The following is a 25878-nucleotide window of genomic DNA, read 5'->3' as shown; positions in this document are numbered from 1 at the left end:
AACAACCTAAATGAGTCGCTGGAGGTTCAATACCCGGAAAATGTAAAAAAGATTTAAGATCAGTAACGTTGCGTTAACGCCTAAATCTATGCCCCGTGCTGTTTGGAATGGAACCGTGATTGCCGAAAGCGATCAATGTGAAGTTGTAGAAGGAAATCAATATTTTCCCCCTGATGCGCTCAAGTCCGATTTTTTTACCGATAGCCCAACCCATACCACCTGTCCTTGGAAGGGGGTTGCCAGTTATTACAACCTGGTTGTGAATGGTCAAGTGAATAAAGACGCGGCCTGGTATTATCCCGATCCCAAGTCTGCTGCGGCCAACATCAAAGGCTATGTTGCGTTTTGGCGTGGGGTCAAAGTGGAGGCTTAGGCCCAGGCCCCGTTTTTTTGAGACCCCATCCACCGATTCATCACCCAAGGACGAACACGATGCGCTTTGAATTGACGACTCTCCAAGAAGCCTTAACCCCCTATCTAGAACCCCTTGCCGCCTATTTTCGCAGTTTGAATTTACCGGAATTTATCACTCATTGGGGCCACCCCTTAATGATGGGCATTGTAGTCGTCTTTATGGGGAGTTACGTTGGCCTAAGTGGCTGGCAAGGGCGGTTATCCCCAGATCCGAACCAGGCCCAGAAAAGTCGGGCTGACCATAAAAAACTGGCCCCGTTCATGTTTTTGTTTATTGTCATGGGCTACAGCGGGGGTCTCTTATCTTTGGTTATGGCCCAGCATCCAATTCTTGAAAGTCCCCACTTTTGGACAGGTTCAGCGGCGATTGGGATTTTGGGCTTAAATGGCGTGATTTCCTTAACTAAATTTGGCGGTGGCCAGGCCTGGTTACGGACATCTCATGCCTATATTGGTAGTGCGGCCTTGGGCTTACTGTTTGTGCATGGGGTTTTGGGGCTTAAACTGGGGTTATCCTTTTAGCCAACTGTCTGGTCATGCGCTTAGGTAAAGTCGTTAAATCCAATTCCCACTGGGATTATGTAGTGCAGTTGGATGATGCCCTAGATGTGGCATTACCACCCCAACCGGAAGACTATGGCCTGGGTAGTTTTGTCAAATTTGAAGATGAATTGCGCCATTGGGCCGTCGGGGTTATTTACAACACCCAATTATTTAACCCCCAGTTTAATCAAGCTGGCCCCAGGCTCAACCCAGACCCAGACCCAGTTTTTACTCCAGATTTACTCCAGGAAACCCGCGTTTTACTGTCAGCCGTACTAATTGGGAGTCTTGTCAGCCGTGATGCTTCAGGGGTAGAGGTTCAATTTGGGCAGCAGGGTGTCCCGCCAACGGTTGTCCCCATCAATACCCCAGTGTCTAGTTTGACCCCGACCGAGTTGGCTGCTTTTCACCAAAATCCGGCGGGAAATGCTCAGTTCAGCTACTATGCCCATCTGCTCCGGGCCGGGGGGCCATTGGCAACCGAAATTGTCCGGCAAATTGTCCAAACCTTAATGCCAATATTTAATGACACTGAGCGCCGGGCCTTGGGGATTTTGGGGCAAGATCTGGCCTGGCGGCATACCCTGAGTAGTCTGCGCTAAGGAACAATAACCCTCTGATTTAAAAATTAAGTAATTTTACGGAAATGGCTGTGTTTTTCTCAGGAATTCAATGATCCCCATTGAGGCTTGTTATGATGACCCTAGACAATTTGTCAACCTAAATTAAGTTTCTGCGGAAGCTTCTCTTTTTGCTGTTCTCACTCCCAGGCCTGGAGTCACTATGCCCATAACACCGATGACCCGCTACTATGTTCGCCGACTGATCCAAGATCAAGCTGTGGCCTTGGGGTTAATTGCGGAACCATTGAGCGGAACAGACTCCCAGAACTCCCAGTTTGTGGAAGAGTTGGTGGATTTTGCAGCCCTCTCAGAAAATAAGGCGGCAGAATTAGACCTATTGGTGCGGCTACATCAATCATTCAGTCAATTGGGGCCAGGCTATCGGGGCCATGTGGAGCAGTTGGAACGTAAGTTATGGAGTCTGTTGGGCCTGGTTGATCCGGTCACAAATCCTCTGCCAAGTCCTCCAACGGTCGTTGCCCTGATTGATCAATACACAGCCGCAAATGTGACGCTGTCCCAGGCCGTTGCCAGTCTCAATCAAGTCAGTCGGGTGGCTAAAAAGTACCTCGGAGATCTAATTACCCGCAACTACTGGCAATCGAGTCGTCCCCACAGCAGTTGGTTTGTGGATTATGAACTAGCGAGCCATGCCGAAATTCAATACCGAGGGGCTGATGATTATTTTCTAACGCCGGAACAATTGACCCAACTCCAGGCCTGGTTGGATACTTTTATCCATCAATGTCAGCGGGTTTTACCCCAATTTCCTCAAATGCTCACCAACGCCAATGTAGCCCTGACTGTTCCGGGATTAAACAGCTTCAAACCATGATTAATCATAGGCCTCAATTTGGTTAAAGTAGCGGCTTAAAAAGGTTTCTAAGTTTTCACTCCCCAGGCCAAAAGTTTGCTCCATCCGTTCAATCTCTTGGGGCTGACCATAGCATTCATGGCCTAAGAGGGTGCGGAGTGTACCTAGCTCGTTTTTAATATCGGCATTGAACAGTCCCAACATGGTCCAGGCCCCATCTACAGCCCCTTGGGGCACATTAATCGTGATCGGCTGCTTATTAAAAAATCGCCCAAATATCTGAGGGACATCTTGACGATAAAGTACTTGGGAACTGGCAACGGCAAAGGTTTGTTTATAGGCTGCGGGGGTTTGGGGGGCGGCGAGGGCAATTTTAGCTAAATCATCCGTACTGACTAAACCAATGCGATGCTCTGGGTTGCCTAAGAGTAAATACACACCCGTTTGTTGAAAGCGCACCGCCAAGGGAATCAAGCTAGACATGAGGGTGGCCGGTCGCAAGATGGTGTAATTCAAGCCGCTGGCCTGGAGATGATTTTCAACTTCCCATTTAGCCTTCAGCAGGGGAGAATCTTGGCGGTCGGCCGTCACGGCGAGGGCGGAAATATAGGTGAAATGTTCCAGGCCAATGGCTTTGGCAATGTCAATCAACTCAATGCTACTGCGATAATCTACCGCTAAATGTTGACCGCTACTAATCTTGCTGGCATGACAGGCGATGATATACCGCACCCCTTGGGCCGCCTTGACCAAATCCCGTTGATTTTGCACATCACCAATGTAAATATCCGCCCCCCATTGCCGGAGTTGGTCATAATCGGAACTCAGCCGGACAAAAGCCCGCACCGGAATATTTTGGGCGCATAATCGCTGGACAACCCGCCGCCCTAACGGCCCACTTGCACCTGTGACCAGAAACATAGAGGATTCCTTTGGCTCTTATACTGCTGATTCTCTAGGATCACGTTAGCAATTCCCAGGTCTTTGTTGGCTCTTGTCTCTTGGAAAAAACCGAGCCATGGTATTCCTGATCCCCCATCCCCCTTTTAATACCAAAGGGACTAGACTAAAGAAAAGATAACCATTTGTTGCTGTGTCTGCCATGCGGTTGCCGATTGAATCTGCTCAATCTCCCTACTACGGTGATGCTTACTATCGCACTCCCCCTCCTGATCTGCCCTCTTTACTGCTTAAAGAACGGATCGTCTATTTGGGAATGCCTCTAGTCCCGGCCGTAACTGAGCTTTTGGTGGCCCAACTCCTATTCCTCCAGTACGACGATCCCGAAAAACCAATCCGCATCTATATCAACTCCACCGGAACCTCTCGCTACGATGGTGAACCCGTTGGTTTTGAAACCGAAGCCTTTGCGATTTGTGACACCATTAACTACATTAAGCCCCCAGTCCATACAATTTGCCTTGGCCAGGCCATGGGAATGGCAGCCCTTCTACTTTCTGCTGGCACTAAAGGCTATCGAGCCAGTTTAGCTCACGCCACCATTGTCATGCATCAAACCAAAAGCTATGCCCGCGGCCAGGCCACCGACATTCAAATCCGGGCCAGGGAAGTTCTCGCCAACAAGCAAACCATGGTGGAAATTCTCTCCCGTAACACCGGCCAAACCCCAGAGCGGATCACGAAGGACATGGATCGACTGCTCTATATGACCCCTGATGAAGCAAAAGAGTATGGCCTAATTGATAAGGTGTTAGCCAATGAAACGGCCCTACCCATCCCAATTCCGGCGGGTGTTCGCTAGGGATCAGGTAACTTCTAGGCTTCATTTTTATTCCGAAAATTCTATCTGTAGCTGCACTGATGGCAACTTGGGGCTGTGCCTCTAGTGAGGATTGAAGGAGAATGGCAAAATAAAGGTATTTCTTCGGCTGAGTAGGATGCCCGTGCCCATCGAACAATCCCTTGAAGTACCCAGTGACTTAGCACAACTGGATCAAGTCTTAGGCTGGTTTGCCCAGGCCCGCCCGGAATGGGTACAGAAAACGATTTGGCTCCAACTGGAATTAGCCCTCGCTGAAGCCTTTACCAATGCGGTGCGCCATGCCCATCACCATAACCCAGAGCCGCCGCCTGTCTTGATTGAACTCCAAGGAACCGCCACTGCCGTAGAACTGAAAGTCTGGGATCACGGGCCCACATTTAATCTCGAAGAAAAACTGGCCACGCTGCCGGAGCAAATTTCCCCAGACCAGGATGGTGGGCGCGGCTTAAAATTATTACAAAACATTGCGAGTGAATTAGAGTATCAGCGCATCGGCTCTCAAAACTGTTTGATTTTACGCAAGCTTCTAGACTGATTTCCCATGGTTTATCAAGGATTTAGGCATTATTAGTAGCCTATGATACTAAACGCTTGACATTCTCCCTATAGATGCCTAACTAACCTGAGAATCTGCTTCAACAGTCTCATAAATCTGTTTTATTCCGAAAATATATTAACTTCCGCATATCTACTGATGTGCTAGACTAACGGTTGCGTTAAGACAGAGATAGAGCGACTCATTGGAGTTAAAATTCCTTGATTTACCTAGTTTTACTCAAGTCATAAACTCTGCCTAGCGATTGCCAGAACCTCTTTAATTATTCATGTTCAATTAACATTTTCTTGCTATTTTGTCATTCATGCCCTCTCTTTTAATGTGTATTTGACGGTTAACTTAAAGTTTTTTTCCATTTTCACCTTTCTTTGCTTTCAAGCTGTATTGCGCGGGAGTAATCGTTCGTATGTTTAGTCATGTCTTTCAAGGAGAGCCAATGTCTCCACGTCAATCGCCTCCAAAGTCTCCAAAATTTCTCAAAGTGCTGTTTCAGCGTTTCCAGGCCTGGTTAGAGTCCATTGAAGTGCGTCATACCCGTCGGGCCCATTGGTTATGTCGGTGGATTCCCGCCCAATGCCCCTTTGAACGGGATGTCAAAATTGGCCCCTGGCAGTTTCACATTCCGGCCCTGTGCCATCTCAACCCCTTCTATGAGCAATTGATGGTCTTGCGCTTCCGAGCCTTATGTTTCTTGGCGGATGAATGTGGCGAGGATATCAGTCAATACTGCTAAAGTTTGATTTGGACACTTCACTTAATCTGCCCTTGTGGATCAATCTGTCATTTGGATACATGGCGATAATCTCAGCCCAACTCAGCCCACCTGGTCACAGTATCCGGATCGACCCGCAGTTTGGGTTTGGGATGATGACCTCCTCCAGGCCTGGGGGATTAGTTTCAAACGCCTCGTTTTTATCTATGAATGCCTCTTGGAACTTCCCGTAGAAATTCGCCGTGGTCATGTCACTCAAGAACTAACTCAGTTTATTGCCCAACATCAAGCAAGCCAAGTTCTCACCAGCCCTAGCCCCAGCCCCCGATTTACCCAAATTTGTCAAAGTTTAACCGTCCCCGTCAAAATTATTCCATCCCCAGAGTTTGTGGAAATTCCTGCCAACACGGATCTAAAACGGTTCTCTCGCTACTGGAAAGTGGCTAGACCTCACCTCATACCCGAAACAGATTAGAGAGTTAGTAGTGTTTCCAGCCACTTGAATCCTCCCAATACCGTCTGCCCGGCCGGCCGCCAACTCGGCCAATGTAATTCCCAGTTGCGTCATAACAGATAAAGTGACTATGCTTGCAAGAAACTGGCCTTTCTCGAACCTTGATGGTTGTCGGGCCATGAGCCTCTATCAGCCGTTGCACAACCTTCTCCACCCGAAAACGCGGCACTGCCGAATTAACGGAAGCTCCTACAGAAGGCAGGTGAGACTCTATAGGAAAATCTCGATAACCAATAATTGGTTTTAGAAAAAAAATAATTATCCGGAAAAAACGATTGATTTTTGCCCCGACAATCTGAATTAGCTGACGAGGAACTGCTAACTTCTGACCCTCCGGCGGAGTCACAGACTGATCTTCCTTGTAGTCCTTAGAGATACTCATCAGGATTATCCTTAAACATAGAATATGAATCAAGTCCCTTTGATGAATCCTGTTAGTGTTAATCTATTAACTAGGTAAATATCGAAGAAAGCTAAAGATATTTCTAATCCAAGCTAGTTATAGTTATGTGTATCTAAGTAGTTCGATGATGTTGTTTCAGAATTGCAGACTTTATATGAATTTGTTTATGGATCGTGCCATATCCATCCATAGCTGTCAATATGTCAAAAATCAGTTTCTAGGAACCCATGTATCTTGCTATACAGACTGTGATTAAAAGAAATTTTTCCATATTCGGTTTAAACGGTTACTACTACAGCAATTCTTTTTGACTTCCAAACGGTAGAACCTTGACATAACAGAATTTCCAGCATTAAGAGGTTCTATAACCAGATGGGATTGCTATGTCTGGCCTGTCCTAATCTTGTAAATTGAAAACAAAAAAACTGCCTAGCCTCAACCAAGCAGTCTTAAATCTCATTCGTTGATTAAAAGAGAAGGGAATTAACCTACTGCTTCAAAATAAACTTTGGACTTGACGGGATCGGGGTTCATGGTTTTCTCCCCAGGCTGCCAACCGGCGGGACACACTTCATCCGGGTGAGATTGAACGTATTGAATTGCCTGCAACACCCGCAAAGTTTCATCTACACTCCGACCAAAGCCCAAGTTATTGATCGTGGCGTGTTGGATAATCCCTTCTTTGTCAACGATAAATAACCCACGCAGGGCCACTCCTTCTTCGGTCAAGACATTGTAAGCCGTGCTGATTTCTTTTTTCAGGTCAGAGACTAAGGGATAGTTCAACTCACCAACACCCCCCGCTTTCCGGTCACTTTGCGTCCAGGCCAGGTGAGAAAATTGGCTATCTACGGACACACCCAAAATTTCCGTATTGATGCCCGAAAACTCGCTGTAACGATCACTAAAGGCAATAATTTCAGTCGGGCAAACAAAGGTGAAATCTAAGGGGTAGAAAAACAGAACCACATATTTGCCCCGGTAGTCAGAGAGTTTGACATCCTTAAACTCTTGATCAAAAACAGCCGTAGCATTAAAGTCTGGGGCTAACTGCCCAACTTGTAAACAACCTTCTGCCATGGAATACGCTCCTAAATTATTACGAAAACAGCGTCATGAACTGTGATGAGGCACTGAACAAAGGTAGGATTGTTACATTCAGTTACATCTCTTATTTACACCATATCATAGTCATAACGATTTTGGATAAATCCCCAAGGCACGGCCCCCTATGAAGCTAAAACAGTTGATTTCCGTGGGTTTTCTGATTTTTATTCCAATATCTATTGCGGCGGACTATTTGCACTGGGATACCTTGACAATCTTTTTTACCTCCGCATTGGGGATCATTCCCTTGGCGATTTGGCTGAGTACGGCTACGGAAGAAGTCGCTTTGGCAACGGGGCCCACCATTGGTGGATTATTGAATGCGGTGTTTGGCAATGCGACAGAGTTAATTATTGCCTTGGTGGCCTTGCGCTCGGGCCTGGTGGATATTGTCAAAGCCAGTATTACCGGCACAATTGTCAGCAACTTGCTCTTAGTGATGGGCCTATCCATGTTTCTGGGCGGCTTGCGATTTAAGGAACAGGAATTTGCCCCCGTGGTGGCGCGGGTGAATGGCTCCTCAATGACAGTCGCGGTTTCGGCAATTTTGCTCCCGGCGATGGTTATTTTTACATCTAAAGGGGTGACAGATGCTGCCATTGGTCATCTATCCATCGTCACGGCTGTGGTTCTGATTGTCGTCTATGCCCTCACCTTGCTGTTCTCCCTCAAGACTCATAGCTACCTTTACGATGTCAGCCAAGTGGATTTGGAAGGGGAAGTGGAACCCAGTCATAAACCCAACTTGGTGCTCTGGGTCTCTGTTTTAGTGATTGCCACCATTGGAGTTGCCTTTGAGTCAGAAATTTTTGTTGGGGTTGTCGAGGAAGCCACCTCAGGCTTGGGTCTCACACCTCTCTTTACGGGGGTGATTTTATTGCCGTTGGTGGGTGGAGCAGCGGAATATGTCACTTCGGTGCGGGTGGCGATGAAAAACAATATGGATTTGGCCGTTTCTGTGGCGATGGGGTCGAGCTTGTTAGTGGCGCTGCTAGTGGCACCGATTCTGGTTCTAGTGGGCCAGGCCATTGGCCAACCGATGGATTTGAACTTTAACCCCTTTGAAGTGGTAGCGGTGATCATTGCCGTTGTTGTCGCTAATTTAATTAGTCTTGATGGCCGTTCCAATTGGTTAGAAGGCGCGTTATTATTGGCGACCTATGCCATTTTGGGCACAGCCTTTTACTTTCATCCACCAGTCTAAAACCAGCAAAACTCGATTTATGAAAATTGCCACTTGGAATGTCAACTCAATTCGGACACGCTTGGATCAGGTTTGCCAGTGGTTGCAGGCCAATCCAGTCGATGTTCTCTGTGTGCAAGAAACCAAAGTGGTGGATGAACTCTTTCCCCAGGCCCCGCTGACAGATTTAGGCTATCACGTTTATATTTCTGGACAAAAAGCCTACAACGGCGTGGCGATCCTCAGTCGTGAGCCAGTGACCGAAATCTCCACTGGATTTAGTCCCGTCTTGGGTGATGTTGGCGACTTAGAGACTCAAAAACGGTTGATTACGGGGATCATTGCGCCCAATATTAGGGTGATTAATGTCTATATTCCCAATGGTTTGGCAATGGGGACGGATAAATATCACTACAAACTGGCCTGGTTAGCGACGCTAAGAACCTACATCGCCACGTTACAAGCCAATGCAGCGGAGGAAATGATTATCTGTGGTGACTTTAACATTGCCCCAGAGGATATTGACATTCACGATCCCCAAGGGCGAGAAACCCACATTATGGCTACCGATCCAGAGCGAGAAGCCTTAGAGCAAATAGCTGCCTTGGGCTTTCAGGATGGTTTTCGGAAATTCACCCCAGAAACGGGCCATTACAGTTGGTGGGACTATCGCACCGGCGCGTTTCGGGGTAATCGGGGTTGGCGGATTGATCATCACTATCTCACGGCGGGACTTTATGCCCAGGCCCAGAATTGTGTCATTGACTCGGCCCCGCGCAAACTGGAAAAACCTAGTGATCATGCCCCAGTCATCTTAGAAATTGGCATTGCATCATAGGAACATGAATTGTCCTGATCGCTATACTACCCTCATTGGTAAAAACAGTCACCGCCAGAATGGGCAAAACTATCGTGCTACTCATTGAGGGCTAGATGGGGACAAGTCAGGAAATGCTCTCTGGACAGTCTTTTTAAGATTTCTACTCTCTCAGAACAGTCTGTATAACGCCAGAGGGACAAACTTTTGAATTGAGTCAAACCGATTTAATCTGCCTAGAGGGGAGACTGAGGACTGTAGAGCCGGAGATAGTTCCAATAGTTACCCAAAATAGACTTGACATAGCCATAGGTTTCGGGAAAAGGAATTTGCTCAATAAACTGATCCGGATCCTTGTAGCCAAATCGCTGGAGCCAATCTGCCACGTTTCCCGGCCCGGCATTGTAGCTCGCTAAGGCCAGGAGGGTATTTTGGTCATGGAGGTCATGGGTGTGGGCAAAGTACCAAGTTCCCAGGTTGAGACTGTCCTCCACATTGTCCAACCGATAGGATGTCAGACCAATTTGGGGGGCAATCCAGGCCGCGGTATCAGGCATGACTTGCATTAACCCCGTGGCTCCCACAACCGACTGAATCCCGACTTCAAAGCGCGACTCTTGGCGAATTAAAGACATCACCAAAAGAGGGTTTATCTGCCGTTTTGCTGACCAGGCCTGGACTTGTGACCAAAAGGGTAAGGGGTAAAGCGCATACCAATAGGCAGGATTTTTCAGCATGGGGGTCAAAAACTTGGCGGTGGCGGGTTCAGTCCGGGCCCGTTGTTGCAGATTCTCCAGCATGAAAATCCCATCCAAATAATCCCCCACCCCCACCCGTACCAGGCCATCCGTTAATTGGGCCGCCGCTGTTGGTTCAACCCGATGCCGAAATTCCCATTGCCAGCGACTCCAGGCCAGGTCATATTGGCCCATTTCATAGAGAGCCTGTAAGGTTTGAGAGCCAGCACTGAGGGGTAAAATTTGCCGTTTTTCCGGGTCAACTGGAGGATTGAGGCCCCGCACCGTGGTAAAGGTGCCAACCGGTTTACCCAAAAGGCTCAAGGCCCGCCAAGTGTAATAGGAATAGGGATATTTTTCCGTCAGAATCTGCCAATCTTTTTGCCGTTGTTGCTGATCCGTTGCCCATTGCCCTAACCAAAAGGCTGCAGTTGGAGCCAGTTCACTATCGGGATTATTTTTGAGCAGAGATTGCGCCCAGGTTCTCGCTTCCCCCAGATTTCCGGCTTGGGCATCCCGTTGGGCCTGTTGCCATCTCAGTTGGGCGGCGGCCGGAGTAGTGGCATAGGTAGTTAATAAGGTTTCTCGGGCCTGGGCAGCCTGGGCCAAATTCCCGCTTTTTTCCAGACGGCCAGCTTGATCTAGGAGGGCATCAGCAGCAATAGTAGAAGTCTTAGCAGCCTTGGATGTTGTCATTGCCTGTTGAAAATAGCGCAGGGCCTGGGCATTACTCTCACTCAAACGACCTAAACGTAACCAGGCCAGGGCCGCTTCTTTTGTCTTGGGAAATTTTTGGACAACCCGTTGATAGGTCGTAATGGCTTGGTTCCGTTCATCGCCCAGTTGCAACGCTCGGCCCGCTCGATAGGTATTAAATGCCGTGGGGGGAGCTTGCAAATAGGCCCGGCCCGCTTTTTTGTAAGACAGGTTTTCCCAATAACCAAAGCCAATGGCCGCCCAATCTTCCGGTTTAAGTTCCTGGGAATAATATTTAGTGAGTTGATCCAGAATCTCAAGATAATTCTCTAAAAACAGGCCATGTTTTGCAATCAACACCAGCAGCGACCGTTGGCGGGGATTGGCCTGGAGGCGTTTTTGGGCCAGTTCCACGACGGCTGGGACTTGGGGAAATTGGGCCAGGGCTTGGTCGGGTTGATTCAACGCCAACAGGGCGAGGGCAGCTTCCGGCTCTTGGGGAAACTGGCGGACTATCTTTTCCCAAGTGGCTTTGGCTGGGGTGGGTTGATTGGCTTTTTCATAGGCCTGGGCTTGTAGAACCAAAATCGGGGCAGTCAGGGGTGTATTTTTTTGTTCTAAGTCCTTTAACCAGTCAAGGGCGGCATTGGGGTCACTCTTTTCCAGGGCAGAGATCGCCAGTAAATACCGGGCCTGGGCCTGTTGCAGCGGTAGGCCTTGATCGGCGAGTTTTTCCAGACTGGCAATTTGGTTTGGCTCTGGGGCCTGGAGGATTTCAGCAAAGGTGTTGGTACTGGCCTGGGGAGATTCTTGCTGTTTCAGACTCCACCAAATTCCGACCCCAATGCCCCCAACGGCCACTAGTCCCAGGCCCGCAGCAATCCAGGTGCTTTTTTTTGACTTGAGCATCATCAACCAGGGGGTAAGTTTGGGTAACATCTGCGAACGTTGGCAATAGCCTACCGGAGGTGTAGTAAAGTTCTACAATCCAGAGCAGGGCAACAGCAAAATCTGCCATCACTCTAGCCTGTTCCGGTCAAATCCTTACCGATCTGCGATTCAATTGAAGGGACGGGCCTTAGACTGAGAGTAATTTTTGATCCCTCATCTCAACTTGGATTTCCCCTATGTGGCAGCGGTGGTTACAGCAGTGGCAACTGAGTAGTCTAGAAAAAGCCTACCAAGGTGCAATTGCCCTCAAGGACATTGAAGATAAACATTTTCAAGGCCAGGCCGTGAGCTTTGACCCTCAACTGGGAAAAGCTGCCTCAGCGTATTTACAAAGTAAGGTGGAACAACAACTCAATGTTATCGAATTTAATCTCAGTCAGTTTCAGCTAACTGGCCGGTTTAAAAATCTCCAAAACGATCCTCAAGAAACGGAGATTCTCGCCAAGTTAGCCTTTATTGAGTCAGTTGCCAGTAAGTATCACAATCTAGCTCCGGTCTTCACCAAGAGTGGCTTAAAGTCCACCAAGCCCAGTGCCAATAATGCTTTAATTACGGATCCGATTACCAACAGTGGAGAAATTGTTGCTTTAACCACCGATAGCCGCAAGCCACCTCAAAGCTCTTTATTGATTGGTAACTTTATTGATACAGCCAATCAAATCAGACGAGAATTGAACCCAGACTATGAACAGGAAGTCGTTCAAGATTTACGCATTCTGCGCAGACAACAAGCTACGGCCATTCGCTGGCTCCTAATTCTGGTCATTGTTCCCCTTGTTGTGCAAATTACGACCCGCAATCTGATCTTTGAGCCGTTGTTAGATGGCTGGTGGAATCGCAATCCCAATCCGGCTGAAATTAGTCAAGAGGTGGGGGAACACTTTCGCCGAGAGTTTTTTGAATATAAGGAAAAGCTAGAAATTGGCGAAATCTTAGGATTAGTACCCGCCTCTTCCACGGATCAAATGCGAGCAAGACTCAAGGAAAAAGCCGAAGAACTCTATCGCCAGGCCGGGTATCGCACCTTAGATGGCCTGAAGAATATTTTTGCGGATATCATTTCCCTCGCTTCCTTTGTTCTTTTGGTTTATGGGGGACGGCGACAACTCCAGGCCCTGCGGATGTTTTTTGGGCGGACGTTTACCTCTCTCAATGACACGACTAAAGTCTTTTTGGTCATCCTTGTCACAGATTTATTTGTGGGGTATCACTCACCGGAAGGGTGGGAAGTTATTTTGGGTGGGATTGCCTCTCATTTTGGGCTGCCAGAGAGTCGCACCTTTAATAATAGTTTTATTGCTACAGTCCCCGTGATCATGGATTCCTGGTTCAAGTTTTGGGTCTTTAACTATTTAACCCGTACCTCGCCCTCTTCTGTCGCTATTTTAGAGAAGATGAATCAGTAGTAACAGATTTTAGATCCGGAGCTACGGAGACTGTTTTGACTCATAACAATCTGAGATGTTTTGCCAGTCCGTCATCTCACCTGATCATCTGCCATGGTAGTCCGTCTTCATTTTTGAGAATACTTGATGATTATCAGCTTATGTCGGAAACAGCCTTTCATTTGCTCATAAATCAGTACTGTTTGCGATAGGAACGCTCTCGGAGCCACAGCCCTAATCGGTAAGCCTATATAATCTCCAGGCTTGAAATTTTTTGCAGGATTTGACTTGCACATTTGGAGTCAGTTAGGTTATTATCTCGGTTAGTTGGGCTATCTTTTCCCCCGCATAGCCCCTCAAATCCCCGAAAAGGCAAATTACTCCGAAAGGGTAAGGCGCAAATCAGAAGGCCTGTAGCTGCCGCTTCAGAAATAGTATGGATGCTTTTGATGCCGAAGGGATTTTTCCAGAATTAGTCTAACTTAATTTTCTTACTCATCTTACAACTGCGCTCCTGTTGTGTAATATTGTGTCTCTGAGCAGCCATCATCCCAAGGGGGTTGTCCTGGGCCTGGTCTTAGGCTTGGCGGTCATTGCAGTTTCCACAGCGGCAATTTTAGTCCGTTGGGCCACTCTCGCAACCGCATCCTTGGGACTTGAGTCCAGTTATACAAGCGGTATTGGCTTTAGTATCTTTTTAGCAGCCGGCCGTCTGGGGATTGCTGCTTTACTATTACTGCCACAATTTATTAAAACTACGGCCCCAGTGCTCGCCCACCTCTGGCAACGCCCGAACTTGTCTGGCATCTCTAAACCCAATTCTCAGCAACGCCTCTCAGCCTATGGTTGGGGACTTATGGCTGGATTTTGCTTGGCAGCCCATTTTGGCCTTTGGTTTAGCTCCCTCAATTACACATCCATTGTTGCTTCGACAACCTTGGTGACCACAACCCCGATTTGGACAGCCGTGATTCAGTACCTTTGGCAAGGCAAAAAGCTAACCTGGGGGACGATGTTTGGCATTACGGTGGCCTGTGGCGGTGGGTTGCTCATTGGCCTGGGGGAAAAAGCAGGAGACCTCGCGCCCCAGCCCCTTTTAGGAAATGGCCTCGCTTTATTAGCGGCTTGGGCCGTTAGTTTCTATTTCATTAGTGGGGAGCAGGCTCAGGCCCAAGGGTTAAGCATTCAGCACTATACCGCCATTGCCAATACCAGTGCCGCCCTAATTCTTCTGCCGCTTCCACCGCTTTTGGGGGTTGCCTATGGCGGTTGGGCGGGGGAAATTTATGGTGTGCTGCTGCTGTTAGCCCTAGTTCCGCAATTGGTTGGTCATACGAGCTTGAACTGGGCGATTCGCTGGCTTTCCCCAACTTGGGTTACTTTAGCGGTTTTAGCGGAGCCAATTGCTGCGAGTGTCTTAGCCTTTTGGGTCTTTGGGGAACGTCCTGGCCTGGCTTTGATGCTTGGGGGTGGCTTAATTTTATTTGGAGTGGGTTTTGCGGTGATCAGGCGTTAACAAACAAACTATTCTTGATGCGCGCTTAATTGTGCTGTTGAAGATGCTGGATAATACCCCGCAGGCCCAGGAGGTAACTGTCGGGTCCAAATCCACAAATTTGTCCTATGACCACTGGGGCTAGGTAAGAATAATGTCTAAATTCTTCTCGTTTATGGATATTGCTTAGGTGAACCTCAACCACTGGGATCTGGATGGCGGCGATAGCATCTCGAATCGCCACGCTGGTATGGGTATAGGCTCCAGCATTGATCAGGACTCCAGAATAGCTGGCCCCGGCCTGGTGGAGCCAATCTACAAGTATGCCTTCATGATTCGACTGCTGGCAGAGAACATTTACACCCAGAGACTCAGCCAGTTGCTCTAAAGTGTGGTTAATTTCTTTAAGAGAGGTTGAACCATAAACCCCAGGCTCTCTTGTTCCCAAAAGATTTAAGTTGGGGCCGTGGATAACAGCAATGGTGATCAAATTCAGGGAATCCCGAAATGCTTAGCGACCGTTGCGATCCCGGACTGGGACTGGAATGGGTTCAAGGGCTGGCTCAGTCTCATCACCGGCAAGGAGTTCCACCAGTTTTTTTAACCAAGAGTTCAATGTTTCCAAAATTTGCTCAATGTAGTCCATAGGTTTAGTTAACTCCAGGCCTGGGCTAAAAGGACAAGGTACAGGAAGCAACGCCAGAAAATCTAACGTCTCAAATAATATTGATGATGTTTTATCACGATGTATTAAGCATAACCTAACACAAATAGTTTTGGGGTAGCAGTCGTAATTTTAGGGATCACTTTTGCAGCGCAACGCTGAGGCTCATCATCTCTGCCGATACATTGACGGTGCGGATTTATAGAAATCTTAAGAATTCTGCCAAGAAGAAACTTTCTGACATTTCTCTATTCAATCCCTAAGGGCCAGCACCATCGGCTTAGTGACAGTAACAATAAAAAATATTTATATTTATCATTGGTTGGAATCATTGAATTTCCGACTATCGAGGCTTGGTTGGGGTAGCTCCTGGATTAAAATATGGGTTGATCATGAACATTAGCCCAAAGATGCGAGGTCATAAGCTGTGCCGATAGCCGTTGGAATGGTAGAAGTGTTGGGAACTCCCCCGGCCTTGGCTGTGGCGGATGTGATGGTTAAAGCAGCGCGGGTGACATTGGTGGGATATGAACGTCTCAGTGGGGCCCGACTGACGATTATTGTCCGAGGCGATGTGGCTGAAGTCCAGGCCTCGGTTGCAGCGGGAGAAATGGCTGCTAAAAAAGTTCCAGCCGAAAGCCCGAAAGAAGAAACCCTATTTTGCTCCTCCGTGGTGATTCCCCGCCCCGATGATAATGTCGAAGCCATCTTCCCCACCATGCAGTTTCAATTTGGGCCCGATTGGGAGCGATTTTTAGTTTAGGGGTTGTACGGTGGTTTTCAGGGTCATCCCTAACTCTGTTTCCCAAAGAGATTGTTCGAGCAATTCTTGGCAGTGGTTTTGGGCATCGGCAATCACGACACGGGCCTGGTGCCCACCTTGAAGAACAGCCTGCCGCTCTCTCATCTCATAGGCCGCAATAATGACAATGTCTCCAATGGCACATAGATGTGCTGCCGCCCCATTGACACAAATTGTTCCCGTTCCGGCTTGGCCTGGTAACGCATAGGTTGTGAAGCGGTTGCCATTGGTTGCATTCCAAACTTCCACCTCTTGAAGGGGTAAAATGCCAACTAAATTGAGGAGATCCAGGTCAATCGTAACGCTCCCGACATAGTTAATATTGGCATCAGTGACTCGCAGACGATGGAGCTTGGCGTGAAGGAGTCGGATCAAAGCCATGGGAATTCATTGAATCGTATCGTCTAAATTTACCTTGCCATGGGGATCTCTGGTTGATGCCTAACTTTAGGGGACGAGGTGACGATTGGTAAAGGACAAAATGCATTCACAGAATGACCTGATAAATTTGATTACACAGTCCAACTCATTTTTTTCATCTCTCTAACTCCCCAGCCGATGACTCTGATCACTGATTAAGACTTTCAAGGTACAGATTAATCACAGCGCATTCGGGAGATTGTTCTGAGAATCCGATCCATGGCCTAGTAGAGTTATGCCCTAACCTACCCCAATCAGCCCCCTCAATGGGTCACAGGACAGGATCGAAGAGGAAGAAGAAAATGAGCCTACACACTCTACCGATCCCCCTTGAAAATTATTAAAAATTATTTCCAGACGCCCCGGTTCTTTGCGAACAAATGTAACAACTGATTAACGTCTCCCCTGGCTTTCATGGCTTTTATGTCCAACCTTGCTTGGAAAATCCCAGAAATGTTACAAAGCATTTCAAGGGTGTAGTTTGATGTTCGCATTAACAGACAATGTTTTGCGGAAGGTTTCTGACCTCACGGGGGTGATCCCGTCTGAGAGCTAGCTAGTTTAGCCCCTAGTTTGGCTCCCTGATCAAGGACGATAATGCTCCCGACTCACTCTGGCTCTGCCAGCTTCAGATACTAAGCCCCTAGTTTTTTCATTCCAACTTGGAGGAATTCAATGAGCGTCGTCACGAAGTCGATCGTGAATGCTGATGCCGAGGCCCGTTATCTCAGCCCCGGTGAATTAGATCGGATTAAGAGCTTTGTCACCACCGGCGAACGTCGGTTACGCATTGCCCAAGCCCTGACCGAAAATCGGGAGCGGCTCGTCAAACAAGCAGGTGACCAATTGTTCCAAAAACGCCCTGATGTGGTTTCCCCCGGTGGTAATGCCTATGGCGAAGAAATGACCGCCACCTGCTTGCGTGATTTGGACTACTACCTGCGCTTAGTCACCTACGGAATTGTTTCTGGCGATGTCACTCCCATTGAAGAAATTGGGATTGTTGGCGTGCGGGAAATGTACAACTCCTTGGGTACCCCCATCCCGGCCGTGGCTGAAGGTGTGCGTGGTTTGAAAAATGCCGCTGCTAGCCTCTTGTCTGCCGAAGATGCCGCTGAAGCTGGTTCTTACTTCGATTTCGTCATTGGGGCCATGCAGTAAGGCTGCGGTCTCTTGCGTTCAATTTTTAACTTATTGAGAACATTGCTGAGGAATTATAACCATGCAAGATGCCATTACCGCTGTCATCAACTCCTCTGATGTGCAGGGCAAGTATCTGGATACTGCTGCTTTAGAAAAGCTCAAGTCTTATTTTGCCACTGGCGAACTGCGCGTCCGGGCCGCTACCGTGATTAGCTCCAATGCCGCTGGTATCGTCAAGGAAGCTGTTGCTAAGTCCTTGTTGTACTCCGACATCACTCGGCCGGGTGGGAATATGTACACCACCCGGCGTTATGCCGCTTGTATCCGTGACTTAGATTACTACCTCCGTTACGCCACCTATGCCATGTTGGCTGGCGATCCGTCCATCTTGGATGAGCGGGTATTGAACGGTTTGAAAGAAACCTACAACTCCTTGGGCGTGCCCATTGCCGCTACCGTGCAGGCGATCCAGGCCATGAAAGAAGTCACCGCTAGCTTGGTGGGTTCTGATGCTGGAAAAGAAATGGGTGTCTATTTTGACTACATTTCTTCTGGTTTGAGCTAGAACTAACTACCGATCAGACATTTCTGATTGTGCTTTAGGTCTGGGATGTTGGGGATGAGTTTCAGTCTGTACAGGCCCCGTCATGTTCACTGGTGTTACTCCGGAATATGTTCGTCTTTGCTTGAACAGTTTGATATTGATCCCGAGCACCCAGACTTAGTGTATTTGAGAAGATGAATTTAGACCCACACTACTCAGGACAAGGTTTGGAGCCGATGACCTATGCGACTGTTTAAGATCACTGCCTGCGTTCCTAGCCAGACCCGGATTCGGACTCAGCGGGAATTGCAAAATACCTATTTTACTAAGTTGGTCCCCTACGATAATTGGTTTAAAGAACAGCAACGGATTCAAAAAATGGGAGGCAAGATCGTTAAGGTTGAGCTTTCTACTGGTAAACCAGGAGCTAATACTGGACTGTTGTAAGTTAGCCAGGATTTCAACGCCAATGATGCCGCTTATCAACCTAGCCAAGAGCTAGAGGGGTAGGCGGTTTTTGCTAAGGCATGATGCCCCTTTCTTTAGAGCGAAATATTCAGCCAGACATCATCTATCCCGATAGCGATGGCCAACCCATGGCAGAAAATACCTTACAGTTTAAGTGGATTATTCTGATCAAAGAAAACTTAGAATGCCTATTTGCTGATGATCCCAATGTGTTTGTGGCGGGCGATTTGCTCTGGTATCCCGTGAAAGGGCAGCCAGAAATTCGTGTTACTCCCGATGCGATGGCGGCATTTGGCCGACCTAAAGGTTATTGGGGTTCCTATCAGCAGTGGGAAGAAGGAAATATTGCCCCGCAAGTTGTTGTGGAAGTCTTGTCCCCAGGGAGCACGGCCACCGAAGTGAATCGTAAGTTGGCTTTTTATGATCGTTATCTGACTTCAGAGACTTTAGAAATTAATGATCCCAATGGGCAACGGTTTCAAACCATGATTGAGATGCGGCAGAATTTGGCAATCGCGACTCAACAAGCTGAAGCAGAACGACTACGGGCAGAGCAGGAGAGAGAACGGGCAGAGCAGTTACGGACAAAACTGCTGGAATTGGGGGTTGACCCAGAATCAGGATCGGATTTTGATGATCATTCCCTGAGCCAGAGCCTGAGATCAGAGCACATCTTGCAGGATTTTTTCAGGGTCATTTAGGCTTGGATTAGGGCGGCCGGCATAGTATTCAACGAGGGATAGTAATTCATCGGGGCTAAAGGGTTTGGCTAGGTAGTTGTTGGCCCCAAGGATATTGGCCCGTAACCGTTCGCTGAGGCCACTGTGGCTGGTGAGGATAATAATCGGGGTATGACGAAACTGGGGGGTGTGGCGAAGCATGGCACAAAAATCATAGCCATTGAGTTCCGGCATATTCAGATCACAGAAAATCAGGTCGGGATGGAGTTGAAAAATCAGGCTGAGGGCTTTGAGGGGGTGGGCAATACCTGTGGCTTCATAGCCGGCCTGGGAGAGGGTTTTTTCGACAAATTGCCGAATGGTGAGGGAGTCGTCCACACACATGATCCGGGGAGTGTGGCGTTGAATGTGCAGGGCAACTGGCCTGGGGGGAGCAGGAGGGGGGGTGAGTTGTACTAGGCCCTGGTGGAGGTAAGGCAGAATGACTTTGCCAACGCTACTGATATCTCTCCCCAAGCGCCGCGAAAGTACCCGGAGACTGAGTTGATCCTGCATCCAGGCCTGGAGGAGTTTCCAACTACTTTCGGCAAGGAGGGCCTGGGGCTGGGGGGAATCTCCTGGATGGAGGTATTGATCAGGAGAGCGAATGTAGGGATACAGGGTTTTCCACTCCCGTAACTGTTCCATGACATCACTGAGCAGCCCAATCAGAGGATAGGTGGTTAGTTGGGGAATACCGAGAGTTGCAGTTTGCCAACAAAACCAGCCCCGATAAAGACTGGCGACATCTAAAAGGGATTCCCGAATCATTGATCGCAATAGATGGTGAGCTTGGGTCATATCAATTTGGTCTTGTTGAAGTAGCCACCAAAGGGCTTCATATTCGGGCCAACTACTACCGGCAGTACTGTCCGAAAGCTCAGATTGATCGGGAGTGCGTAAATTATTGCCGTGGAGATAATCTTGGAGGCGATGGAGGGACTGGCTATGGATATCCGCGATGTAGAGAATCCGGCCGTTGGTGAGGAGCAATAACCAGTACTGGCCGCCCTCATCTTCGATATACAGTTCTCCCGTCCGTTGAGTTAGGGATAAACTTTGAAGCAAGCTATAAAAATCCAGATCGCTGAGGCTGCCTTCCATGCTCTGATTCCCAGGTTAATGGCCAGCATAGCGGTTTATCCCAGGCCTGGATGAGATTGGTTACGCTTATTCATTAAAAGATCAAAAGTTTCTGCCAGTTGTTATGATGAAGATCGACTCGGAACCATGCGATGACAACGCCTCAACCTTGTCAGGCCCGGAAGGGAGCAGCAATACGGGATGCTTGTGATAGGCGTGGCCTCCGGGTCTTTTAAGTTTTTATTGAGTCAATGCAGTAGATTGAGCTTTTTCTGGTTTGAATTATCCTGCTATTCCGATTGAAACCATTCACTTTGATGAGCGGGGCCTGGTGCCAGCCATTGTTCAGGATTACTTAGATGGCACGGTTTTGATGCTGGCCTGGATGAATCGGGATTCACTTTATAAAACAATGGAAACGGGGCGGACTTGGTTTTGGAGTCGTTCCCGCCAAGAACTCTGGCCTAAGGGGGAAACATCAGGTCATGTCCAGTGGGTGAAGTCGTTGCGGTATGACTGTGATGCTGATGCCCTGTTGATTACGGTTGAGCAGGTGGGAAATATTGCCTGTCATACGGGTGAGCGCAGTTGTTTTCATCAAATCCAAGCCCCGGAAACTGGTACTCCCACCCGGAACCCGCCCCCGGCCGATATGCTCTCGCAAGTATTTGAGGTGATCCGAGATCGGCAAAAACATCCCGACCGTCAATCCTATACTGCCTCGTTGTTCCAGGCCGGGGATAACAAAATCCTTAAAAAAATTGGTGAAGAAGCCGCTGAAGTGGTCATGGCCTGTAAGGATGATCAACCCGATGCCATTGCCGGTGAAGTTGCCGATTTGTTCTACCATGCCCTTGTTGCCCTGGCCCATCATGGGGTGAGCTTGCGACAGGTGTATGAAGTTTTGGCTGCGCGACGGAAATAAGCAGTAGAAAAGAGGAGAGAGAATACCTTAATCCTAAATATCTCACTTCTAATTCCTCACTCCTGAGAAACAACCATGAAAAAGCGCGTTACTCTCACCTTTCCCCGGCGCACGGTGCAAATGCCCTTAACCTATCGCTTGGCCAAAGATTTTAATATTGCCGCAAATATTATCCGGGCCCAGGTTGCGCCGAATCAGGTGGGGAAATTAGTCCTGGAGTTGGCGGGAGACATTGATCAATTAGAGGCGGCCTTGGATTGGATGCGATCCCAGGAAATTGGCGTATCCTTAGCCAGTCGGGAAATTATGATTGATGACCAGGCCTGTGTTCATTGCGGTTTATGCACGGGAGTTTGTCCCACCCAGGCCCTAACGCTGCACCCGGAAACCTGGCAACTGCAATTTACCCGCTCTCGCTGTATTGTCTGTGAGCAATGCATTCCCACTTGTCCCGTCCAGGCCATTTCCACCGCATTTTAGACAGTTTTGTGAGTTGTTATGGGTTGGCAGTTTTGGATTGATCGTGGTGGCACATTTACGGATATTGTCGCCCAGGCCCCGGATGGTCAAATCACCGTTCATAAGCTCTTATCTGAAAATCCCCAAAGATATCCAGATGCAGCCCTGCAAGGCATTCGCGAGATTTTAGGTATTGCATCAGATCAACCCATTCCCAGTAATCACATAACCGCTGTCAAAATGGGAACCACTGTCGCCACCAATGCCCTCTTAGAACACAAAGGTGAACCCACTGTTTTAGTCATTAATTCCGGGTTTAAAGATGCCCTCCGCATTGGCTATCAAAACCGGCCTGATCTGTTTGCCTTAGAGATTAAACTGCCAAAATTACTTTATGCGGATGTGATTGAGGTTTGTGGGCGTTACCAGGCCAATGGCACAGAATTAACCCCACTCGATACCAGCCAAATTAAACAGGGTTTACAAGCAGCGTTTGAGCAAGGAATCCAGGCCTGTGCCATTGTCTTGATGCATAGTTATCGCTATCACCATCACGAACAGGTTATTGCCGAAATTGCGACCGAGATTGGATTCAAACAGATTTCGGTATCTCATAGAATTAGCCCCTTAATTAAACTGATTCGCCGGGGTGATACGACTGTTGTTGATGCCTATTTATCCCCGATTTTGCGGCGATATGTGGATCGCTTAGGACAAGAACTCCCACCAGAAAAGTTACTGTTTATGCAATCCCATGGGGGCTTAGTCAGCGCAACTCAATTTCAAGGCAAAGACAGCATTCTTTCCGGGCCGGCTGGGGGCTTAGTTGGAGTCGTCCAAACGGGTTTACAAGCCGGAATCAAACACATCATTGGCTTTGATATGGGCGGCACGTCAACCGATGTCTGTCACTATCGCCATGGTGATGAAAATACGGTAATTCCTGTTTATGAACGGCAATGGGAAACTGAAATCGCTGGAGTCCGGCTACAAACCCCGATGTTAGCGATTCATACAGTGGCAGCCGGGGGTGGTTCGATTCTCAAATATGACCAAGGTCGCTATCAAGTTGGCCCCGAATCTGCTGGAGCAAACCCAGGCCCCGCCGCCTATGGAAACAATGGCCCCTTAACCATTACCGATGCCAATGTTTTTTTAGGTAAAATTCAACCCCAATTTTTTCCCAAAATTTTCGGCCCCAATGGCAATTTACCTCTCGATCTGGCTGCTGTTGAGACTCAATTTAAGCATCTTACTGAGCAAATCAAAACCACCACTCAAGCTACCATTACCCCAGCCGAAGTAGCCGCCGGATTTATCACCATTGCGGTCGAAACCATGGCCCAGGCCATAAAAAAAATTTCACTGCAACGGGGTTATGATTTACGGGATTATACCCTCTGTTGTTTTGGAGGAGCCGGAGGTCAACACGCCTGTTTAATTGCCGAGTCCTTGGGTATTTCTCACGTTTTAATTCATCCTTACGCCGGAGTGTTATCAGCCTATGGCATGGGATTAGCGGATGTGCGAGCCATTAAAGAGCAGTCGGTTTTGTTGGCAATTGAGCTAGATAACCACAGTCAGAATCAAACCCTAGAAAATATTGAAACTCAACTCAAACACGCCGCCATTCAAGAATTGTCAACTGAAGAAATCCAGCCAGAAAGAATTACTACCCGTACGACGCTCCAATGTCGTTATCAAGGCAGCGATACCAGTTTAGAAATTCCTTATTCCGGTGACTTAAGGACGATTATTCCCACCTTTACCCAGGCCCACCACCAACGTTATGGATTCACCTTCACAGATCGCCCCGTAGAAATTGCTAGTTTGGCCGTGGAAGCGATTGGAGTTATGCCTTTACCCCAAGATTCATTTAAAAACCAAAGCCAGACTGATATAAAACCCGTAGCCGATGTTGATCTTTACAGTAAAGGTCAATGGTATCAAGTCCAGGCCTGGCAACGGGAAAACTTAGCACCAAAAACAGTCATTACTGGCCCCGCTCTAATTATTGAACCCACGGGAACCAATGTGATTGAAGTTGGTTGGCAAGCAACAGTCACCCCACAGCGAAATCTCATCTTCAGCCAACAACATGATCAACCCCAAAAAATCAACTCCAATCAAGTAGATACAACTCAAAATTCACACCTCAAACCCGATCCAATTCAGTTAGAAATTTTCCATAACCTCTTCCAGGCCATTGCCGAACAAATGGGGATTACGCTGCAAAATACCAGTGCTTCGGTGAACATCAAAGAACGTCTCGATTTTTCCTGTGCCTTGTTTGATGCCCAAGGGGAATTAGTCGCCAACGCCCCGCATATTCCGGTGCATTTAGGGTCAATGGGGCAAACTGTGAAAATGCTTTTAGAAACGCGAGGCTCCCAACTCCGGCCTGGTCAAGTCTATGCCAGTAATAATCCCTACGCAGGGGGGACGCATTTGCCCGATATTACGGTCATCACACCCGTTTTTATCCCCAATAATCAGGCTCAGACACTAAATGATCCACCTTTAAGCTCGGACATTCCACCTCAAAGCTCGGATATTGCACCTCAAAGCTCGGATATTGCACCTCAGAACTCCAACGATGCAGCTTTGAACCCGAATGTTGGACTTCTGAACCCGAATGATGGAGCTTTGAACTCGAACGTTGGACTTCCGAACCCGAAAGATACAGCTTTGAACCCGGCCCAACCCCAGTTTTTTGTTGCTTCCCGTGGACATCATGCCGATATTGGCGGAATTACCCCTGGCTCCATGCCGGCCGATAGTCACCATCTGGATCAAGAAGGCGTATTACTCGACTTTTTCCAACTGGTGGATCACGGTGAATTTCAAGAACAAGCACTCCTGAATCTTCTGACAAATTGCCCCTATCCAGCCCGTAATCCGCAACAAAACATCACCGATCTCCAGGCCCAGATTGCGGCGAATAATTGGGGTGTCCAAGAATTAACCAAGTTAATCGAAACTTATGGTTTAGAAACTGTCAGTAACTATATGGAATTTATCCAGGCCAATGCCGCCGATTGTTTACGTCATCGCTTAAAAACGCTCAATTCTGGCTCCTTTACCTATCCACTCGATAACGGCGCAATCATTCAAGTCAACATCGAGGTTAATCCAAACAGCGAAACCCTAACCATAGATTTCACCGGAACTTCCTCCCAAGACACAGGCAATCTCAATGCTCCCCTTGCTGTCACTAAAGCCGCTGTTTTGTATGTCTTACGCACCTTAATTCCCGACAAAATTCCCCTTAATGCGGGTTGTTTGCGTCCCGTGACGGTGATTGTTCCTCAAGGCTGTTTATTGAATCCTAAATATCCCGCCGCCGTTGTCGCTGGTAATGTCGAAACCTCCCAGGCCGTGACCAATGCCATCTATGGCGCGCTCGGAATTATGGCGGCTTCTCAAGGAACGATGAATAACCTCACTTTTGGTAACTCAACCTATCAATATTACGAAACCATTGGCGGCGGATCGGGGGCGGGGCCTGGGTTTCATGGCGCATCCGGCGTGCAAACTCACATGACCAATTCCCGCTTGACGGATCCGGAAGTGTTAGAAACTCGTTATCCCGTCCTGTTAGAAACGTTTGCAATTCGGGCTGATAGTGGCGGTCAAGGTGAATTTACAGGGGGCAATGGGTTGATTCGGCGGATCAAGTTTTTAGAACCAATGACCGTTGGCATGATTTCTCAAAGTCGAATTGTGGCACCGTTTGGCCTGGGAAATGGTGAAGCAGGTAAGACTGGGGAAAATTTGTTAGAACTAGCAGACGGAACACGGCGAAAACTGGAGGGTAAATTTAGCTTAGAGATTCAGGCAAACGACATCATTGAAATTCAAACTCCTGGCGGGGGGAGCTATCAATACGGTGATTTAGAGATTAAAGATTAGAGCTTG

28 protein-coding genes, 1 other RNA gene and 1 riboswitch are annotated in these 25878 nt (G+C 48.1%); of the genes, 21 read left to right on the top strand and 8 right to left on the bottom strand.

Translation table 11 applies throughout. From position 1 onward, the window contains the following. Nucleotides 1–88 precede the first annotated feature (88 nt). The 4 genes from SYN6312_RS16950 to SYN6312_RS16935 all read left to right on the top strand — a co-directional run bounded on the left by SYN6312_RS16950 (nucleotide 89) and on the right by SYN6312_RS16935 (nucleotide 2415). Nucleotides 89–373, top strand: a complete 285-nt coding sequence (locus tag SYN6312_RS16950; RefSeq protein ID WP_015126122.1) for a DUF427 domain-containing protein — start codon at nucleotides 89–91, stop codon at nucleotides 371–373. A gap of 59 nt (nucleotides 374–432) precedes the next feature. Next, on the top strand, nucleotides 433–936 hold the full coding sequence (locus SYN6312_RS16945) for a DUF4079 domain-containing protein (protein ID WP_015126121.1): 504 nt from the start codon (nucleotides 433–435) through the stop codon (nucleotides 934–936). Between the two features lie 14 nt (nucleotides 937–950). Beyond that, complete coding sequence (locus SYN6312_RS16940; RefSeq protein ID WP_015126120.1) at nucleotides 951–1559, top strand: hypothetical protein; 609 nt, start codon at nucleotides 951–953, stop codon at nucleotides 1557–1559. A gap of 181 nt (nucleotides 1560–1740) precedes the next feature. Next, complete coding sequence (locus tag SYN6312_RS16935) at nucleotides 1741–2415, top strand: hypothetical protein (RefSeq protein WP_015126119.1); 675 nt, start codon at nucleotides 1741–1743, stop codon at nucleotides 2413–2415. Here the strand turns inward: SYN6312_RS16935 and SYN6312_RS16930 are convergent, their stop codons facing one another. Beyond that, nucleotides 2416–3315, bottom strand: coding sequence for an SDR family oxidoreductase (locus SYN6312_RS16930; RefSeq protein WP_015126118.1), 900 nt, complete (start codon nucleotides 3313–3315; stop codon nucleotides 2416–2418). Nucleotides 3316–3496: 181 nt separating this feature from the next. On the opposite strand from SYN6312_RS16930, the gene SYN6312_RS16925 reads away from it, so the two are divergent. The 4 genes from SYN6312_RS16925 (at nucleotide 3497) to SYN6312_RS16910 (ending at nucleotide 5920) form a co-directional block, all read left to right on the top strand. After that, complete coding sequence (locus SYN6312_RS16925; RefSeq protein WP_015126117.1) at nucleotides 3497–4156, top strand: ATP-dependent Clp protease proteolytic subunit; 660 nt, start codon at nucleotides 3497–3499, stop codon at nucleotides 4154–4156. Between the two features lie 136 nt (nucleotides 4157–4292). After that, nucleotides 4293–4712 (top strand): ATP-binding protein, encoded by a 420-nt coding sequence (locus SYN6312_RS16920; protein ID WP_041430918.1) that lies wholly within the window; start codon nucleotides 4293–4295, stop codon nucleotides 4710–4712. 457 nt (nucleotides 4713–5169) lie between these two features. Further along, the gene (locus SYN6312_RS16915) at nucleotides 5170–5466 is read left to right on the top strand and encodes a Mo-dependent nitrogenase C-terminal domain-containing protein (protein WP_015126115.1); all 297 of its coding nucleotides are present in this window, start codon (nucleotides 5170–5172) and stop codon (nucleotides 5464–5466) included. 34 nt (nucleotides 5467–5500) lie between these two features. Continuing rightward, nucleotides 5501–5920, top strand: coding sequence for a hypothetical protein (locus tag SYN6312_RS16910; RefSeq protein WP_015126114.1), 420 nt, complete (start codon nucleotides 5501–5503; stop codon nucleotides 5918–5920). A gap of 4 nt (nucleotides 5921–5924) precedes the next feature. On the opposite strand, the gene SYN6312_RS16905 is transcribed toward SYN6312_RS16910, so the two are convergent. Together SYN6312_RS16905 and SYN6312_RS16900 are read right to left on the bottom strand one after the other, a co-directional pair. Then, nucleotides 5925–6341, bottom strand: a complete 417-nt coding sequence (locus SYN6312_RS16905) for a hypothetical protein (RefSeq protein ID WP_015126113.1) — start codon at nucleotides 6339–6341, stop codon at nucleotides 5925–5927. A 504-nt stretch (nucleotides 6342–6845) separates the two neighbouring features. Beyond that, nucleotides 6846–7442 (bottom strand): peroxiredoxin, encoded by a 597-nt coding sequence (locus tag SYN6312_RS16900; protein WP_015126112.1) that lies wholly within the window; start codon nucleotides 7440–7442, stop codon nucleotides 6846–6848. Between the two features lie 151 nt (nucleotides 7443–7593). On the opposite strand from SYN6312_RS16900, the gene cax reads away from it, so the two are divergent. Beyond that, on the top strand, nucleotides 7594–8673 hold the full coding sequence (gene cax, locus SYN6312_RS16895) for a calcium/proton exchanger (RefSeq protein ID WP_015126111.1): 1080 nt from the start codon (nucleotides 7594–7596) through the stop codon (nucleotides 8671–8673). A gap of 19 nt (nucleotides 8674–8692) precedes the next feature. Beyond that, entirely contained in the window at nucleotides 8693–9490 is a 798-nt protein-coding gene (gene xth, locus SYN6312_RS16890) for an exodeoxyribonuclease III (RefSeq protein ID WP_015126110.1), read from the top strand. A 215-nt stretch (nucleotides 9491–9705) separates the two neighbouring features. Here xth and SYN6312_RS16885 read toward each other — a convergent pair whose 3' ends face one another. Continuing rightward, nucleotides 9706–11841, bottom strand: coding sequence for a transglycosylase SLT domain-containing protein (locus SYN6312_RS16885; RefSeq protein WP_015126109.1), 2136 nt, complete (start codon nucleotides 11839–11841; stop codon nucleotides 9706–9708). Nucleotides 11842–12029: 188 nt separating this feature from the next. On the opposite strand from SYN6312_RS16885, the gene SYN6312_RS16880 reads away from it, so the two are divergent. Both SYN6312_RS16880 and SYN6312_RS16875 read left to right on the top strand, forming a co-directional pair. Further along, the gene (locus tag SYN6312_RS16880) at nucleotides 12030–13259 is read left to right on the top strand and encodes a hypothetical protein (protein ID WP_015126108.1); all 1230 of its coding nucleotides are present in this window, start codon (nucleotides 12030–12032) and stop codon (nucleotides 13257–13259) included. Nucleotides 13260–13599: 340 nt separating this feature from the next. Then, a riboswitch (cyclic di-GMP riboswitch) is annotated at nucleotides 13600–13695 on the top strand. A 72-nt stretch (nucleotides 13696–13767) separates the two neighbouring features. Further along, nucleotides 13768–14754 carry a DMT family transporter gene (locus SYN6312_RS16875; RefSeq protein ID WP_015126107.1) on the top strand — a complete coding sequence of 329 codons (987 nt, stop codon included), beginning with the start codon at nucleotides 13768–13770 and terminating at the stop codon, nucleotides 14752–14754. Between the two features lie 25 nt (nucleotides 14755–14779). Here SYN6312_RS16875 and aroQ read toward each other — a convergent pair whose 3' ends face one another. Together aroQ and SYN6312_RS20015 are read right to left on the bottom strand one after the other, a co-directional pair. Then, nucleotides 14780–15223: a type II 3-dehydroquinate dehydratase gene (gene aroQ, locus SYN6312_RS16870; RefSeq protein WP_015126106.1), complete on the bottom strand. Its 444-nt coding sequence runs from the start codon at nucleotides 15221–15223 to the stop codon at nucleotides 14780–14782. A gap of 21 nt (nucleotides 15224–15244) precedes the next feature. Further along, a complete protein-coding gene (locus SYN6312_RS20015; protein WP_156804859.1) occupies nucleotides 15245–15430 on the bottom strand; it encodes a hypothetical protein in 186 nt (61 codons plus the stop codon). A 394-nt stretch (nucleotides 15431–15824) separates the two neighbouring features. On the opposite strand from SYN6312_RS20015, the gene SYN6312_RS16865 reads away from it, so the two are divergent. Further along, complete coding sequence (locus tag SYN6312_RS16865; RefSeq protein WP_015126104.1) at nucleotides 15825–16160, top strand: carbon dioxide-concentrating mechanism protein CcmK; 336 nt, start codon at nucleotides 15825–15827, stop codon at nucleotides 16158–16160. On the opposite strand, the gene panD is transcribed toward SYN6312_RS16865, so the two are convergent. Further along, complete coding sequence (gene panD / locus SYN6312_RS16860) at nucleotides 16152–16580, bottom strand: aspartate 1-decarboxylase (protein WP_015126103.1); 429 nt, start codon at nucleotides 16578–16580, stop codon at nucleotides 16152–16154. The two genes, SYN6312_RS16865 and panD, sit on opposite strands and share 9 nt — an antisense overlap. 714 nt (nucleotides 16581–17294) lie before the next feature. Here panD and apcA point away from each other — a divergent pair. The 4 genes from apcA to SYN6312_RS16840 all read left to right on the top strand — a co-directional run bounded on the left by apcA (nucleotide 17295) and on the right by SYN6312_RS16840 (nucleotide 19475). Next, the gene (apcA, locus tag SYN6312_RS16855) at nucleotides 17295–17780 is read left to right on the top strand and encodes an allophycocyanin subunit alpha (protein WP_015126102.1); all 486 of its coding nucleotides are present in this window, start codon (nucleotides 17295–17297) and stop codon (nucleotides 17778–17780) included. A 61-nt stretch (nucleotides 17781–17841) separates the two neighbouring features. Beyond that, nucleotides 17842–18327 (top strand): allophycocyanin subunit beta, encoded by a 486-nt coding sequence (gene apcB, locus SYN6312_RS16850; RefSeq protein WP_015126101.1) that lies wholly within the window; start codon nucleotides 17842–17844, stop codon nucleotides 18325–18327. Nucleotides 18328–18549: 222 nt separating this feature from the next. After that, the gene (locus SYN6312_RS16845) at nucleotides 18550–18753 is read left to right on the top strand and encodes a phycobilisome linker polypeptide (RefSeq protein ID WP_015126100.1); all 204 of its coding nucleotides are present in this window, start codon (nucleotides 18550–18552) and stop codon (nucleotides 18751–18753) included. 83 nt (nucleotides 18754–18836) lie between these two features. Next, nucleotides 18837–19475 (top strand): Uma2 family endonuclease, encoded by a 639-nt coding sequence (locus tag SYN6312_RS16840; RefSeq protein ID WP_071880548.1) that lies wholly within the window; start codon nucleotides 18837–18839, stop codon nucleotides 19473–19475. Here SYN6312_RS16840 and SYN6312_RS16835 read toward each other — a convergent pair. Beyond that, on the bottom strand, nucleotides 19437–20597 hold the full coding sequence (locus SYN6312_RS16835; protein ID WP_015126098.1) for a response regulator: 1161 nt from the start codon (nucleotides 20595–20597) through the stop codon (nucleotides 19437–19439). The genes SYN6312_RS16840 and SYN6312_RS16835 overlap by 39 nt on opposite strands. 115 nt (nucleotides 20598–20712) lie before the next feature. Here SYN6312_RS16835 and ffs point away from each other — a divergent pair. The 4 genes from ffs to SYN6312_RS20690 all read left to right on the top strand — a co-directional run bounded on the left by ffs (nucleotide 20713) and on the right by SYN6312_RS20690 (nucleotide 25872). Further along, nucleotides 20713–20809: signal recognition particle sRNA small type (gene ffs / locus SYN6312_RS18055), an RNA gene on the top strand. Between the two features lie 44 nt (nucleotides 20810–20853). Beyond that, complete coding sequence (gene hisIE, locus SYN6312_RS16830; RefSeq protein ID WP_015126097.1) at nucleotides 20854–21501, top strand: bifunctional phosphoribosyl-AMP cyclohydrolase/phosphoribosyl-ATP diphosphatase HisIE; 648 nt, start codon at nucleotides 20854–20856, stop codon at nucleotides 21499–21501. 75 nt (nucleotides 21502–21576) lie between these two features. After that, a complete protein-coding gene (locus tag SYN6312_RS16825) occupies nucleotides 21577–21981 on the top strand; it encodes an NIL domain-containing protein (RefSeq protein WP_015126096.1) in 405 nt (134 codons plus the stop codon). A gap of 18 nt (nucleotides 21982–21999) precedes the next feature. Then, nucleotides 22000–25872 carry a hydantoinase B/oxoprolinase family protein gene (locus SYN6312_RS20690; RefSeq protein WP_015126095.1) on the top strand — a complete coding sequence of 1291 codons (3873 nt, stop codon included), beginning with the start codon at nucleotides 22000–22002 and terminating at the stop codon, nucleotides 25870–25872. Nucleotides 25873–25878: the final 6 nt, after the last annotated feature.

Origin of the sequence: Synechococcus sp. PCC 6312, assembly GCF_000316685.1 — a bacterium.
GTDB lineage: Bacteria > Cyanobacteriota > Cyanobacteriia > Thermosynechococcales > Thermosynechococcaceae > Pseudocalidococcus.
The sequence above is the reverse complement of the archived record's forward strand: the minus strand, read 5'-3'. Positions and strand labels throughout refer to the sequence as shown.

Excerpts from the sequence above, each read along its gene's own strand:
- SYN6312_RS16950 (WP_015126122.1), top strand. The coding sequence starts at position 89 with ATGCCCCGTGCTGTTTGGAATGGAACCGTGATTGCCGAAAGCGATCAA.
- SYN6312_RS16945 (WP_015126121.1), top strand. The coding sequence starts at position 433 with ATGCGCTTTGAATTGACGACTCTCCAAGAAGCCTTAACCCCCTATCTA.
- SYN6312_RS16940 (WP_015126120.1), top strand. The coding sequence starts at position 951 with ATGCGCTTAGGTAAAGTCGTTAAATCCAATTCCCACTGGGATTATGTA.
- SYN6312_RS16935 (WP_015126119.1), top strand. The coding sequence starts at position 1,741 with ATGCCCATAACACCGATGACCCGCTACTATGTTCGCCGACTGATCCAA.
- SYN6312_RS16930 (WP_015126118.1), bottom strand. The coding sequence starts at position 3,315 with ATGTTTCTGGTCACAGGTGCAAGTGGGCCGTTAGGGCGGCGGGTTGTC.
- SYN6312_RS16925 (WP_015126117.1), top strand. The coding sequence starts at position 3,497 with ATGCGGTTGCCGATTGAATCTGCTCAATCTCCCTACTACGGTGATGCT.
- SYN6312_RS16920 (WP_041430918.1), top strand. The coding sequence starts at position 4,293 with ATGCCCGTGCCCATCGAACAATCCCTTGAAGTACCCAGTGACTTAGCA.
- SYN6312_RS16915 (WP_015126115.1), top strand. The coding sequence starts at position 5,170 with ATGTCTCCACGTCAATCGCCTCCAAAGTCTCCAAAATTTCTCAAAGTG.
- SYN6312_RS16905 (WP_015126113.1), bottom strand. The coding sequence starts at position 6,341 with ATGAGTATCTCTAAGGACTACAAGGAAGATCAGTCTGTGACTCCGCCG.
- SYN6312_RS16900 (WP_015126112.1), bottom strand. The coding sequence starts at position 7,442 with ATGGCAGAAGGTTGTTTACAAGTTGGGCAGTTAGCCCCAGACTTTAAT.
- cax (WP_015126111.1), top strand. The coding sequence starts at position 7,594 with ATGAAGCTAAAACAGTTGATTTCCGTGGGTTTTCTGATTTTTATTCCA.
- xth (WP_015126110.1), top strand. The coding sequence starts at position 8,693 with ATGAAAATTGCCACTTGGAATGTCAACTCAATTCGGACACGCTTGGAT.
- SYN6312_RS16885 (WP_015126109.1), bottom strand. The coding sequence starts at position 11,841 with ATGTTACCCAAACTTACCCCCTGGTTGATGATGCTCAAGTCAAAAAAA.
- SYN6312_RS16880 (WP_015126108.1), top strand. The coding sequence starts at position 12,030 with ATGTGGCAGCGGTGGTTACAGCAGTGGCAACTGAGTAGTCTAGAAAAA.
- panD (WP_015126103.1), bottom strand. The coding sequence starts at position 16,580 with ATGGCTTTGATCCGACTCCTTCACGCCAAGCTCCATCGTCTGCGAGTC.
- apcA (WP_015126102.1), top strand. The coding sequence starts at position 17,295 with ATGAGCGTCGTCACGAAGTCGATCGTGAATGCTGATGCCGAGGCCCGT.
- apcB (WP_015126101.1), top strand. The coding sequence starts at position 17,842 with ATGCAAGATGCCATTACCGCTGTCATCAACTCCTCTGATGTGCAGGGC.
- SYN6312_RS16845 (WP_015126100.1), top strand. The coding sequence starts at position 18,550 with ATGCGACTGTTTAAGATCACTGCCTGCGTTCCTAGCCAGACCCGGATT.
- SYN6312_RS16840 (WP_071880548.1), top strand. The coding sequence starts at position 18,837 with ATGCCCCTTTCTTTAGAGCGAAATATTCAGCCAGACATCATCTATCCC.
- SYN6312_RS16835 (WP_015126098.1), bottom strand. The coding sequence starts at position 20,597 with ATGGAAGGCAGCCTCAGCGATCTGGATTTTTATAGCTTGCTTCAAAGT.
- SYN6312_RS16825 (WP_015126096.1), top strand. The coding sequence starts at position 21,577 with ATGAAAAAGCGCGTTACTCTCACCTTTCCCCGGCGCACGGTGCAAATG.
- SYN6312_RS20690 (WP_015126095.1), top strand. The coding sequence starts at position 22,000 with ATGGGTTGGCAGTTTTGGATTGATCGTGGTGGCACATTTACGGATATT.